The following is a 13,094-nucleotide window of genomic DNA, read 5'->3' as shown; positions in this document are numbered from 1 at the left end:
CAGGCGGAGCGTTAGGAGATTCTTGTCCGCCGGGCTCTATCCGAACTGGCTGTGCTGCGAGAATCCAAGCAGACCCGTTGCCGGACGGCAGCCGTCCTTCATCGCCATCGGGCGGGTTCGCTCCTGCCTGAGATACACAGGAATTGCGGATTCGAGCGCGGACATTTCAGTCTTCCACGGCATAGAGATCCGCGGCCGGTTCCACATCGGCCAGGGTCGCCACGTCTACGGTCTTCGGGGTGTGGTTGCGGTTGATGAGGAGTCGGAACACGTCGGGGCGAGAATAGTGCCCGACCGGGTCGGCTGCCGATTTCGCGATCGCGATCATCGCGGGATCAAGGGTCGCGTAGAGGATTCCCTCTTGATCGGGCGCGAGCGGTGTCGCGAGCTCCGAGCCTTCTGGCCCGAATATCCGGGCGTGCCCGCCGCCGAGCTTGAGGAGATGCTTCTTCGTCTCTGTGTCGCAGAAGGTGTCCATCGCGGCCTGACCGACGAGGGCGCACGGGGCGAGGACGAAAGCCTGACCTTCAACGGCGTAGACGCGGCTTGCTGCGGTATTGACCTCCGGACTGAGCGCTTGAGCGGCTCCTTCGTAGATCGAGAACGACGGCCAGGCTCCGACATGAATCTCTTCGTTCTCCGCAAACAGCGCGTATTTCGACAGCGGCTGGAAGTGCTCCCAGCAGTTGAGTCCGCCGATGCGTCCGAGCTCGGTCTGATGGACCTGCAGGTCGGAGCCGTCGCCTTCTCCGAAGACCGTGCGCTCGACGTGGGTGGGCTTGAGCTTATGCCTCACACCCTGCAGTTCGCCGTCGGCGTCGATGAACGCCTGGGCCATGTACAAGCTGCCGGCGACCTTCGCGCTGTAGCCGACGACCACATAGATTCCTGCGTCTCGCGCCGCGGCACGGATGCGGGCCATCTCCGGGCCGTCGGATGTCATTGAATTCTGTGCGTACTGGGGGACGAAGCGCATCCCATCGGCGGGAGAGTCGAGCCAGATCCACCATGGGTAGCCGGGGAGGAAGGTCTCCGGGAACGCTACGAGATCGGCCCCGTTGCCTGCGGCTTCGCGGATGAGTGAGATCGTCTTGTCCACTGCGGCATCGAGGTCGAGCCAAGCGGGTTCGGCTTGTACAGCGGCGGCGGTGATCGTACGGTCCATGATTGCTCCTTTGCAGATGGGACTTGCGTCATATCAGTCTCGGAGGCTTCGTCACGTTCGTGTTGACCAGATCTGCCAGAGCCACTGACCAGATCCGCCTGATCTCGAAAGCCGCAGAAACCGGACAGCGACTGCAGGAACGCCGGCAATGGCATGGCAGCTGCCGCAGACGCTGCATCACAGCCCGGAAACGAACCGCCTCGGCGTCACTCCATTCTCCGCGCGGAAGGCACGGATGAATCCGGATTCGCTGTCGAACCCGAACCGGCCGGCGACGGCGCCGACGGTCGCCTGCGGATTCAGGCAGAGGAAAGCCGCGGCCGCATTGATGCGCATTCGGCGCATGGCCGATGACACGCCGCCGTCGGGGAACAGCCGGTAGAGCGTGCGGACCGAGACGCTGCAGCGCGCAGCCAAGCGCTCCACCGTCCACGTCGAGTCGTGGAGGTCTCGTCGCATCATGGACTCGACGCGCTGCCGCATGAACTCGTCCGGCAACCGTCCAGGCCGTGGGACCTCGCGCTCTCGCAGCACCTCGCTCAGCGCCCCGAGGATGTGATCAACCATGGGCTCCAGGGCCGAACCGCCGCTCTGCAGCTGATCGCTCATCGCCAGCAGCAACTGCGAGACGACGCCGCCGGGAGAGCCCGGGCCGTGGGTGATAGCAGTGATCGCGCGGGTATCGTCGACCCCGATCGCGGACTTCGGCAACTGGACAACGAGCTGCCGGAAGCCTGCAGGAAAATGCAGACGGTAGGGTCGGCCACTGTCATAGAGCGCAATTCCGCCGGGGCGCAGCTGCGCGATTCTTCCGTCCTGCTCGACGAACCCTTCGCCACGGCGCTGGATCGAGAACAGCAGGAATTCGTCATCGGCGGAGGCGGCGAACCGTCGCGTCCGCATCACGTCCTGCTGTGAGGCACTAACCGTGGAGAACTCGAGTTCGCCGATGGTCTCCCGCCTGATCTCACCGCGGAAGGAGTCCACCGATGAACAGCGGGCCTCGAGCTTGACGAAGGTCTCGCAGATGAGCTCTGTCCAGACGGCAACAGCCTCATGCGGCGAGGTTTCCGCCGTCGTCAACGTCTGCGATGTATATGCCCTCACAGCTCTTCCACCGAAATCGATCGCCGCGGGCAGCCTCGCCCACACTCAGGTGATGGAAGCATAGCTCACATCCGGGCATCGAATGAAGGACCCTCCTGCGGTACCGATCAGGCGGAGCCCATCGGCAACACCGAAGCACTTCTTCCGTGCGCCGGACCCGGGCCGGATCGAGAAACAAGGCACCACGCATGCAGTTTTCGCGAATGGTTAGGTTAGGCTCAGCTATACGACTATTCCGTTTCGACGAAAGGACCTCATGTCCCGCCTCGCCAAAAGAACCGATCGCCGACTTGCGGTCGCCTCGATCGCCCTCGTCACCGCCCTTGGACTCTCCGCCTGCAGCGGGTCGGGCTCCGCGGACACAGAGACGACCGCCGATGCCGACGATGGCGCCTGGCCGCTGACCATCACGGACGACGCCGACCACGAGGTCACAATCGAGAAGCAGCCCGAGACGATCGTCTCCACCGCCGTCACCCTCACCGGCAGCCTGCTGGCGATCGACGCCCCGGTCACCGCGTCCGGCGCCACCATGCCCAATTCCCCCGTCGCCGACGATCAGGGCTTCTTCACCCAGTGGAGCGACGTCGCGAAGGAGAAGGATGTCGAAGCCCTCTACCAGGGCGACCCCGACGTCGAGGCCGTACTGGCCGAGGAACCTGACCTCATCATCGTGTCGAAGACCGGTCAGGACTCGGCGAATGCGATCTACGATCAGCTCAGCGATATCGCACCGACCGTGGTCATCGACTACGGCGACAAGGACTGGCAGGAAGTGACCACCCAGCTCGGCAAGATCACCGGCCACGAAGACAACTCGAAGCAGGTCAACGAGAAATTCGATGCCCGCGCCGAGGAGGTCAAGGACTCGATCGACGCCCCCGCACAGCCGGTGACCGGCATGGTCTACAACGAGAAGGCCAAGGGCGGCGGTTCCGGTGCCAGCGCCAACGTCTGGACGCCGGAATCCGCTCAGGCCAAGCTGCTCGAAAAGGTCGGGTTCGAGCTCGCCGAGGTCCCCGAAGGCACGACCAGCCAAGGCGAGATGGGCAAGCGCTCCGATATCTTCGAGGTGACCGGAGAGAACCTCTCGAAGGCCGTGACCGGCGAGTCCGTGTTCCTCTTCAACGCGAACGAGAAGACCGCCGAGTCGTACAAGAAGAACTCGCTGGTCAAGAGCACCCCGGCGGTGAAGAACGATGCGGTCTACGCAATGGGACTCGATTCCTTCCGCCTCGACTACTACTCGGCGACGAACGTCCTCGACCGCCTTGAGGACGAATTCGGGAAGTGATCGACCCAGCCATGCGATCGTTCCCGACCAGCCCCGGGTCCGCGCGGCTCGCACAGTGAGAATTCGGCACAGCGAAAAGGACGGTCGGCGACGAAAGGTTCAGACACCTTCGCCGCCGACCGCCCGCTTCTGCGCTCCGGACCGCTCGGTGATCAGCCCTTTGCGGGGCGCGATGAGATGATCTCAGCCCGGTCGTCGCGGTTGAACTGACGCAGCTGAGTCACATGGCTGGGGTTGAGCTCGGAGACATCGGCCACCTGCAGCAGCCGCATGGTGCGTTCGACCTGCTCGCCGAGGATCTCGATCGTGCGGTCCACACCTTCCCGGCCGCCGGCCATGAGACCGAAGAGGTAGGCACGGCCGATGAGCGTGAAGTCCGCGCCGAGTGCGAGCGAGGCGACGATATCGGCACCGTTGCGGATACCGGTGTCGACGATGATCTCCACGTCCTTGCCGATCTCCCGGGCCACCTCGGGGAGGAGTTCGAAGGGAACGGGAGCCCGGTCGAGCTGGCGTCCGCCGTGGTTGGACAGGACGATCGAGTCGACGCCGAGGTCGGCGAGCTTCTTCGCGTCCTCGAGCGTCTGCACGCCCTTGACGGAGAATTTGCCCGGCCACATGGCGCGGATCTCGGCGAGATCATCGAAGTCGATCGAGGGATCCATCGCCGAGTCGAGCAGCTCTCCGACGGTGCCGCCGGTCTGCGACAAAGAGGCGAATTCGAGCTTCGGAGTGGTCAGGAAGTCCCACCACCACCAGGGACGTGGGATCGCGTTGAGGATCGTCTGCGGAGTCAGCTGCGGCGGAATGGAGAATCCGTTGCGCGTATCGCGCAGCCGAGCCCCGGCCACAGGAGCGTCGACTGTGAAGAACAGGGTGTCGAATCCGGCGTTCTTCGCCCTCTCGACAAGACCGTAGGAGATCTCGCGCTGCTTCATCACATAGAGCTGGAACCAGTTGCGGCCGTGTGGATTGACCTTCTTCACGTCCTCGATCGAGGTCGTCCCCAGGGTCGAAAGGGTGAACGGAATGCCTGCGGCTCCGGCAGCCCCGGCACCGGCGGTCTCACCCTCGGTCTGCATCAGCCGGGTGAAGCCGGTCGGAGCGATGCCGAAGGGCATCGCCGAGCTGCCGCCCATGATCTGAGTGGAGGTGTCGACGTTCGTGACGTCCTTGAGGATCGAGGGGTGGAACTCGATGTCGCGGAAGGACTGGACCGAGCGTTCCATCGAGATCTCGCCCTCGGCGGCCCCGTCGGTGTAGTCGAACGCCGCGGCCGGGGTCCGGCGTTTCGCAATCTTGCGCAGATCCTCGATCGTCAGCGCATTCTCCAGGCGGCGCTTCTTCGGGTCGAGTTCGAACTTCTTGAACTTCATGAGATCGAAGATCTCGGCCGGCTGGGGTATCTGTCTCTTGACCATGTCTTTCGCTCCTTGCTGTGCGATGGGGTGAGTGGTGGAATGCAGGGCGGGCAGTGTTGACTCAGGCCGAGGGGACCATCCAGGACAGAACCGTCGACTGGAGTCCGACGAGCAGGCACATGAGGACAAGCATGCCCAGCGACCATCCGATGACGCGGCGGAAGATCGAGGCCTCCTTTCCGAGCAGTCCGACGGCCGTTGCGGCGATCGTGAGGTTCTGGGGACTGACCATCTTACCCAGCACACCGCCGGAGCTGTTGGCCCCGACGAGCAACAGCGGATTGAGGCCGGCTTCATGGGCGGCGGTCTGCTGCAGTGTGGCGAACAGCGCGTTGGCCGAAGTGTCCGAACCGGTGACAGCGGTGCCGAGCCAACCGAGGATCGGTGAGAGGAACGCGAAGAAGGCCCCGGTGCCTGCGATCCAGGTGCCGATGGTGATCGTCTGGCCCGACAGGTTCATGACATAGGCCAGTGCGAGCACCGAGCCGACAGTGAGGATCGAGAACCGCATCTTCACGACATTGACGACGAGGACATCGAGGGCTTCCTTCGCCGTCATCTTGTAGACGATGGCGACGACCACACCGGAGATGAGCAGCAGCGTTCCCGGTGAAGACAGCCATTGGAAGTTGTAGATCGTGCTCGTCGAGGCCTCACCGGCCGAGTCGAGGATGTTTCCGTCCAGCCCCGGCCACGGAATCGCCACGTCCGTCGATGCCAGCCAGTTGTTGAGGGCAGGCACGAGCTTGGCCACGGAGAAGATCACGATGACGAGCAGGTAGGGGAAGAGCGCAAGGAAGATTCGGGACCCGGTCAGGGGCGCGGTCTCCTTCTTCAAATCAGTGGCCACGCCGCCGGCGTCAGGGGCATCGGCGTCTTCGTGCTCACGCTCGTCGGCCATCCGATCGAGCGCATCCTGTCCGCCCTTCGGCTTCCAGAACCGCAGCATGACGACCACTGCGGCGAGTCCGAGGAGGGAGGCAATGATGTCGGTGAGTTCGACCGAGAGGAAGTTCGAGGAGATGTACTGGGCGAAGCCGAACACGACTCCGACGACCAGTGCCAGGGGCCAGATTTGGCGCAGTCCGCGGCGGCCGTCGACGAGCATGACGAGGAAGAGCGGGACGATCGCGGCGAGGAACGGAGTCTGATGACCGACCATCGCACCGATGTCCTGGTAGTCGATGCCGGTCAGCGTACCGGCGGTGATGATCGGAATGGCGATGGCTCCGAAGGCCACCGGCGCGGTGTTGGCGACGAGGACGACGACGGCGGCGCGCATAGCGGTGAACCCCACAGCCACGAGCATGACGCCGGTGATCGCCACCGGGGCGCCGAATCCGGCGAGCGCCTCGAGCAGGCCGCCGAAGCAGAAGGCGATGATGATGGCCTGGATGCGCGGATCATCGGAGATGACGTTGATGACCAGGCGCAGGTCCTCGAAATGCCCTGAACGCACGGTGAGCTCGTAGAGCCAGATCGCGGTGATGACGATCCACATGATCGGGAACAGCCCGAAGGCGAATCCCTGCGTCGCCGACAGCGCAGCGAGTCCGACGGGCATTCCGTAGGCCGCGATCGCGACGACGAGGGCGACTCCGACGGCCGTGAGTCCGGCCCAGTGGGCCTTCCACTTCAGTGCGCCGAGGGTGACGAAGATCGTCAGCAGCGGCAGGATCGCCAGCAGCGACGACCACAGCAGACTGTCGGCCACCGGCGCGATTTCGGGTGTGTACATGGTTTCTTCTCCAACACAGCCGGGCTTGCCCACGGCGGGACCGTTCCCCTGTGAACGCGCTCCGAACTCGAGTGATCGAATTGTTCAGTATGGCCTTTATGAGGTCAGACCATTAATCTGAGCATAGAACCGCGGTGTGATCTGCGTCAAGCACGCGTTCCGGAGTTCCTCGCCGAGGCTGCCGGGCGGTGCCGCAGATTCATACAGAGCGGCGACGGCACAGGCACAAGCAGAACACTGACAAAAGAAGAGACATGACATGATGATCCGATGGAGGAGGAGACCATGAGCGAGGACAAGGGCGCAACGTGGAAGCCCGTGAACCGGCCGAGCACCTATGAGCTCGTCATCGACGCCATCGAAGAGCGGATCATGGCCGGCTCGCTCACTGTCGGCGACCCCCTGCCTGCCGAACGCGATCTGGCGACGAAGCTCGGAGTCAGCCGGGCCAGCGTCCGCGAGGCCCTGCGAGTGCTCGAGAGCCTCGGGGTCGTCCGCTCCTCGGGCGGGTCGGGCCGCGGTGCGGGAACCTTCATCGCCGCGATGCCCTCGGCTGCGCTCACCCGCTTCCTCCGCCTCCACGTCGCTCTGGCGAACTTCAGCATCGACGATGTAACCGAGACGCGCATCCAACTCGAGCGCTCGAGCTCGATCCTCGCGGCCACCCGTGCTGACAAGGATTCGCTGGCTGCGATCAATGCCCAGCTCGCCATGATGGACACCCCCGGCATCAGCATCGACGTCTTCAACGACGCGGACACGGCGTTTCACGTCGCCATCGCCCAGGCGGCCGGCAATCAGCTGTTCTCCGATCTGACGGGGGCGATCCGCACCTCCCTGCGCACGTCGATCTTCGCCTCTTTCAACCGAATCGCCGAACCGCAGACGCTCATGTCCCGACTGCAGGCACAGCACCATCAGATCCTGGAAGCCATCATCGCCGGCGACACGGAGGAGGCGGCACGGGTGACCGAGGAGCACATCCGCTTCGCCGCCTCAGCGCTCCCCGGGCTCACAGAGGCCTGATCGAAGCTCACTCCTCATCGGGACGCAGGCCCACCTCGGCTGCCTCCGCTTCGATCCTCGCCTCATCGTCGGCCCGCTTCTTCGCACGCTTCTCCTCGCGGCGCGTCGCCCGGATCTCCTTGCGTCGCTCGACGAGGAGGTAGAGGGCGGGGACGAGGATGAGGGTGAGGACCGTCGATGAGGTGAGGCCACCGATGACGACGATGGCCAGCGGCTGCGAAATGAAGACTCCCCCACCGGTGAGACCCAGCGACATCGGCACGAGGGCAAAGATCGTCGCGGCAGCGGTCATGAGGATCGGGCGCAGGCGCAGCCTGGTGCCGTGGACGATCGCGTCCATGAGCTCCAAGCCGTCCTCACGCAGTTTGTTGATGAGGTCGATGAGCACGATCGCATTCGTCACGACGATGCCGATGAGCATGAGCAGACCGATGAGCGAGGGAATTCCCAAGGGGGTGCCGGTCGCCAGCAGGAGCAGCACGGCTCCGGTCGCGGCGAATGGGATCGACACCAGCAGGACGAGCGGCTGGACGAAGCTGCGGAAGGTCGCGATCATCACGAGGAACACGAGCACGATCGCCACAGCCATGGCCGCCCCGAGCTGGCCGAAGGACTCCGCCTGCTCCTGGCTGGCTCCGCCGACGTCGAAGCTGACGCCGTCGGGCAGATCCATGGTCCCGGTCAGTTCGGCGGCCGCAGCGGTGACCGTCTCCAACTGTCCGTCGCCCGGGGTCGCGAACACCGTGACCTTCCGATCCCCGTCGGCGCGGTCGATCGTGGCCGGAGTCTCGGCCCTCTTCACTTTAGCGATCTCATCGACGGTGATCGATTCGCCCTTGATGTCGGGAATGGCGGCCTGCTCATCGGCGAGGCGCTCTTCCTCATCCTGATTCTGCTCCTGTTCACGCTGGCCGTCGACGAGGTCATCGATCGCGTCGTTGGCTTCCTTAAGCCCTTTCTCCGCCTGGTCGACGCCCTCACGGGCCTGCTCCACCTGGTCGGCCGCCATTTCATCCGGGCTCGGCGCAGGAGGCGGATTCTCGGCATCTCGCAACGCTTTGCGGGCCTCTTCGAGCTGCTCGGCGGCATCGTCACGGGCTGTTCGGGCCGATTCGAGCTGCTCTGCCGATTCGTCGGCGGCCTCACGTTTGGCCTCGTCGGCGCGGGCTTCGGTCTTCTCCTCGACCCTGTCGGTGGCTTCTTCTTGCGCGTTCTGCGTCTGCACCTCGGTGACGGGCAGTTCGAGGGCGCGGATCTCGTCCGGGGTCGCATCCGGGTGGGTCGGGGCGAGGAAGATGTCGCGTTCCTTGCCTTCCAGCGTCAGCGTTCCCGCATCGGTGCCGTGCAGGGCTGCGGCGATGGCCTGGCCGACTTCGGCCTGATTGTAACCGTAGTCGGCGGCCTTCTCTCGGTCGACGTCGATTTCAATGACAGGCTGCTCGGCGGCGAGGTCGTTGCGGGCGGTTTGGACTCCGTCCGTGTCCGCCATCCTCTTCGTCACCTCGTCGGCGGCATTGTGCAGTGAACGCAAGTCGGTGCCCGAGAGTGTGACTTCGACGTCTTCGCTGACGGATCCGCCGGCGTCCTGGACGTCGATGTCTCCGGCGTCGTCTCCGAGGTCGTCGAGCTGGGCCCGGATGCGGTTCGTCGCGACCTCGGCCTCGGAATCCTCGACAAGGGTGATGTTGAACTGGTTCTCGGCTCCGGCTTCCGGACCGTTGACCGTCGTCGAGTACGTCTCGACGTCCGGGTCGTCGGCGAGGACGGCTTCGATGCGCTTCGCGGCCTTGTCTCCAGCCTCGAGAGAAGCGCCCGCAGGCAGGGTCTGAGTGATGTAGAGGGAGTTGGCTCCGGCCGAACCCAGAAGGTCGGTCTTGAGGAAAGTCGCTCCCATCATCGTGACGATGAAGATGACGACAGAGAAGATGATGGTCCGCCAGGGGTGGTGCAGTGCGGAGAGAATCGCGGGCAGGCTGCGCTGCTGGAGTCGGTCGACTCTGCCGGAAGCCTCTCCATCGCCTGGTGCCGGGGAGACAACGGGTTCGACGCTCACATCCGGCAGGAGGTCTTTGCCTTTGGGTGCTCGTTTGGCGTTCTTCTTCTGGATCGTTCTCTGGCGGCGTTCGGCACGCGCCACGGAGCGCCTGTGCTGCCTGGCGGCCCAGAGTTCAAAGCTGCGGTCGGTTGCGACCTGACGCTTGGGTGAGAGCGGTTTGGGGCTGCGGCGCAGCACCCAGTAGCTGAAGACCGGGACGATCGTCAACGCGACGATGAGGGAGGCGAGCAGCGCCAGGGAGACGGTGACGGAGAAAGGGCGGAAGAGCTGTCCGGCGATGCCGTCGACGAAGGCGATGGGCAGGAACACCGCGACGGTGGTCAGGGTCGAGGCTGTGATGGCTCCGGCGACCTGTCTGACGCTGGCCACGATGTCCTCAATCGTCAGGTCGGTCGTTCCCTGGCGCCTCCTGATGTTCTCGATGACGACAATGGAGTCGTCAACGACTCGTCCGACGGCGATTGTCAGGGCGCCTAAGGTGAGGATGTTGAGGGTGTAATCGCCGACCATCAGCCCGATCATCGCGATGAGCAGCGACATCGGGATCGAGATCGCGGCGACGATGGTCGAGCGGAAGGAGCCGAGGAAGGCGAGGATGACGAAGATCGCGAAGATCAGGCCGAGTCCGCCTTCGACGGAAAGGTCATGGATCGACTTCTCGATCTCCGGTGCCTGGTCGAAGATCGTGGAGAACTCCGTATCTTCTCCGAGCTTCGGGCCCACTCGATCCAGAGTGTCTGCGACCTTATGGGAGACGTCGACGACATTGGCGTCCTGGTCCTTGGTCACCGATACGGTCACGGAGTCCTTGCCGTCGGCGCGGGACAAGGAGGTCTTCTCGATCGAGTCGAGGTCGACGTCGGCGACATCGCCGAGCAGCACGGTGCCGTCTTGGGTGCGCAGCGGCGTCTTCTCGATCTGTTTGACGGCGTCGACCTCGGTGCCGACCTCGACGGCCATCGAGGTGTCGCCCTGGCTGCTGCGACCGGCGGGGACGACGGTGCCGGCGGCTTCGAGTTCATCGGGGACCGAGGATTCGACGACGTTCTTGTCCGCCACGTCCCTGGGCCGGAAGGCGATGCTCACCCGCTGCTCGTCCTGGCCGGTGACCTCAACGTTCGAGACACCGTCGAGGGCGCGCAGTTCGGGGACGAGGTCGGCTTCGAGCCGGTCGCCGAGCGTCTTCGGATCTCCACCGGAGACGGCGAACATCGACACCGGGACGTCGTCCATCTGATAGGACAGAACCTCGACCTCGGCGTCGTCGGGAAGGCTCGCCTTCGCCCCGTCGACGGCGGAGCGGATCGAGTCGGTCATCTTCTCGGAGTCCTTGCCGAAGGGCCAGGTCACCTCGGCGGTCATCATTCCCGACGAGGTGGAGGTGGTGACCGATTCGAGTTCGCCTATCCCTTCGAGCGCGGTCTCCACAGGTTTCGTCACGGTCTCCTCGACGACCTCGGGGGAGGCACCGGGGACGGTCGCCTGCACCGAAGTGCTGGGCAGATCGACCGAGGGCATCGTCTCCTGATTGAGCGAGGTCGTCGCGACGATGCCGAAGACGGCGATCACGAGGGTGAGCAGTCCGACGATGAGGCGGTTCTTCAGACTCATCCGGGTGATCAGGGACACGGGTTCCTCCGGGTTCGGGGGTTGAGAAGGCACGGTTCGGACACAGTCGTCATGTGGCGGCATTGCCGAGGCAATGGTGCCCAGCGGCAGAGCCGAGCACCGACGAAGGCAACGCAGTCAGTATTCCAAGCGAAACGCCTGAGCGGATCGCCCGAAAGTATTCACCGGTGTCCCCCAAAGGGATGATTTCTCGCTGTCGTTTCCGGTCGACCGATCAGCACGACCCGGTGGGGCACACTTCGACCTTAGGGGCGACGGATGCTTCTCGGCACGGGTGTTGACCTCCAGACCGCCCTCAGGAAATACGGAGGAGAACCGGAGGATTGCCTCTGGCTCAGCTGTGCAGACGCACGTGGTGGAGGAGCCGTTCGGCGCGTTCCGGGCTCGGCACCGCGGAGTTGTCGGCCCCGGGATTGAGCGCGGCGACGAGAGAGGAGCGAGCCGCCTCGGCGTCGAAGTCCTCACCGATGACGACGAGGACGCTGTCGGCATCCTGCGCGACCGCGTCCTGCGCTTCGGCGTCCTGCCGGTCACCGTCCCCCGCGGCCCCATCCGGATCCCGAGTCGTGGCAACGGGCCTGCCCGCCTCGGCGACGTAGACGTTCGGGCCGACCGCCTGCACTCCGAAGCGGCGCCGCCCGGACCCCACGGCCACCTGCACGGTTCCCTTCACGCGGTACACGCCCGGAGGCAGGTCCTCGACGAAGTCCATCACAGCATCGGGATCGGCGCATCCGCGCCCCGTGACGGTCACCGACCGCGCATGCCGGTGGGGCATGAGCTCTTCGGAGGCTCCGTCGTCTCCGGCCTGTTCGGCTGCGGCCTCGGCGTAGGCCTGACGCAGCAGCTCCCGGATCGGCAGTTCGGGTTGAGTCGTTTCGGTGCTCACTTCGCCGTCGCCTCGGCGGGATTCGGCAGACCTGCGGTCGCCCTCGCCCGGGTCGAAGATCAGGGTGGGATCGATGCGGGCATGACTCGTGCCGATGACGATGACGCGCGGGTTGCGCTGGTGGACGCGATCGCGGACGGCGGCAACCGCGGGGTCGCGGTCGCTCCCGGGGATCTCGTCGAGTTTGTTGACCACGACCAGGGTCGTGGCCGCGTAGCGCAGCGGCGGCAGGCTCGAGGTGTCGACGGTCTTGAAGTGCATGGTCGCGTCGACGACGTCGATGACCCCGCCGAGGTGGAACCGATGTTGGCCCATGCGCGTGATCATCCGGGCCAGGGTCAGGGGTTCGGCGAATCCGCTGGCTTCGAGGATGATCGCATCCAGGCGCAGCTTCGGGTTCGTCATCGCCACGAGAGCGTCCTCGAGCTCCGAGTCGTCGGTCAGACAGCACACGCATCCACCGGCGATCGACAGCGGTTCGTCGACCTGACCGACGACGAGGCCGGCGTCGATGTTGAGATCGCCGAAGTCATTGACGATGACTCCGATGCGGGCGTCGGGGTGGCGCAGCAGATGGTTGAGCAGACTCGTCTTCCCGGCGCCGAGGTAGCCGGTGAGCAGGATGACCGGTATCGCCGGCCTGCGCTTGGCTCCGCCCATTTCGCCTCCCCTTCTCGCGGCGCTTCGTCTCGGTGTCGCCGCCGGTCGTCTTCTTCCCGCTCGGCGCCCGGCCGGTGGCCCCGCGGGAGTTCCGAACGACGACCCCGCG

At 64.8% G+C, this 13,094-nt stretch carries 8 protein-coding genes; 2 read left to right on the top strand and 6 right to left on the bottom strand.

The features are described from left to right. Nucleotides 1-166: 166 nt before the first annotated feature. Nucleotides 167-1,165: a carbon-nitrogen hydrolase family protein gene (locus ACQE2J_RS02665; protein ID WP_426937014.1), complete on the bottom strand. Its 999-nt coding sequence runs from the start codon at nucleotides 1,163-1,165 to the stop codon at nucleotides 167-169. Between the two features lie 177 nt (nucleotides 1,166-1,342). After that, on the bottom strand, nucleotides 1,343-2,248 hold the full coding sequence (locus ACQE2J_RS02660) for a helix-turn-helix domain-containing protein (protein ID WP_426937013.1): 906 nt from the start codon (nucleotides 2,246-2,248) through the stop codon (nucleotides 1,343-1,345). A gap of 280 nt (nucleotides 2,249-2,528) precedes the next feature. On the opposite strand from ACQE2J_RS02660, the gene fepB reads away from it, so the two are divergent. After that, a complete protein-coding gene (fepB, locus tag ACQE2J_RS02655) occupies nucleotides 2,529-3,566 on the top strand; it encodes a Fe2+-enterobactin ABC transporter substrate-binding protein (protein WP_426937012.1) in 1,038 nt (345 codons plus the stop codon). Between the two features lie 152 nt (nucleotides 3,567-3,718). Here the strand turns inward: fepB and ACQE2J_RS02650 are convergent, their stop codons facing one another. Both ACQE2J_RS02650 and ACQE2J_RS02645 read right to left on the bottom strand, forming a co-directional pair. After that, a complete protein-coding gene (locus tag ACQE2J_RS02650; RefSeq protein WP_426937011.1) occupies nucleotides 3,719-4,987 on the bottom strand; it encodes an alpha-hydroxy acid oxidase in 1,269 nt (422 codons plus the stop codon). Nucleotides 4,988-5,048: 61 nt separating this feature from the next. Next, nucleotides 5,049-6,725, bottom strand: a complete 1,677-nt coding sequence (locus tag ACQE2J_RS02645) for an L-lactate permease (RefSeq protein ID WP_426937010.1) — start codon at nucleotides 6,723-6,725, stop codon at nucleotides 5,049-5,051. Nucleotides 6,726-7,010: 285 nt separating this feature from the next. Here ACQE2J_RS02645 and ACQE2J_RS02640 point away from each other — a divergent pair, with 285 nt between their 5' ends. After that, nucleotides 7,011-7,751 carry a FadR/GntR family transcriptional regulator gene (locus ACQE2J_RS02640; RefSeq protein WP_205683344.1) on the top strand — a complete coding sequence of 247 codons (741 nt, stop codon included), beginning with the start codon at nucleotides 7,011-7,013 and terminating at the stop codon, nucleotides 7,749-7,751. Nucleotides 7,752-7,758: 7 nt separating this feature from the next. Here ACQE2J_RS02640 and ACQE2J_RS02635 read toward each other — a convergent pair whose 3' ends face one another. Beyond that, nucleotides 7,759-11,418 carry an efflux RND transporter permease subunit gene (locus ACQE2J_RS02635; RefSeq protein WP_426937484.1) on the bottom strand — a complete coding sequence of 1,220 codons (3,660 nt, stop codon included), beginning with the start codon at nucleotides 11,416-11,418 and terminating at the stop codon, nucleotides 7,759-7,761. Between the two features lie 352 nt (nucleotides 11,419-11,770). Then, nucleotides 11,771-12,985, bottom strand: a complete 1,215-nt coding sequence (locus ACQE2J_RS02630) for a CobW family GTP-binding protein (protein ID WP_135539830.1) — start codon at nucleotides 12,983-12,985, stop codon at nucleotides 11,771-11,773. Between the last annotated feature and the right edge of the window lie 109 nt (nucleotides 12,986-13,094).

The organism is Brevibacterium sp. LE-L (assembly GCF_050214925.1).
Taxonomy (GTDB): Bacteria; Actinomycetota; Actinomycetes; order Actinomycetales; family Brevibacteriaceae; genus Brevibacterium.
The sequence above is the reverse complement of the archived record's forward strand: the minus strand, read 5'-3'. Positions and strand labels throughout refer to the sequence as shown.

Coding starts and splice junctions, on each gene's coding strand:
- ACQE2J_RS02665 (WP_426937014.1), bottom strand. CDS start 1,165: ATGGACCGTACGATCACCGCCGCCGCTGTACAAGCCGAACCCGCTTGG.
- fepB (WP_426937012.1), top strand. CDS start 2,529: ATGTCCCGCCTCGCCAAAAGAACCGATCGCCGACTTGCGGTCGCCTCG.
- ACQE2J_RS02650 (WP_426937011.1), bottom strand. CDS start 4,987: ATGGTCAAGAGACAGATACCCCAGCCGGCCGAGATCTTCGATCTCATG.
- ACQE2J_RS02645 (WP_426937010.1), bottom strand. CDS start 6,725: ATGTACACACCCGAAATCGCGCCGGTGGCCGACAGTCTGCTGTGGTCG.
- ACQE2J_RS02640 (WP_205683344.1), top strand. CDS start 7,011: ATGAGCGAGGACAAGGGCGCAACGTGGAAGCCCGTGAACCGGCCGAGC.
- ACQE2J_RS02635 (WP_426937484.1), bottom strand. CDS start 11,418: ATGAGTCTGAAGAACCGCCTCATCGTCGGACTGCTCACCCTCGTGATC.
- ACQE2J_RS02630 (WP_135539830.1), bottom strand. CDS start 12,985: ATGGGCGGAGCCAAGCGCAGGCCGGCGATACCGGTCATCCTGCTCACC.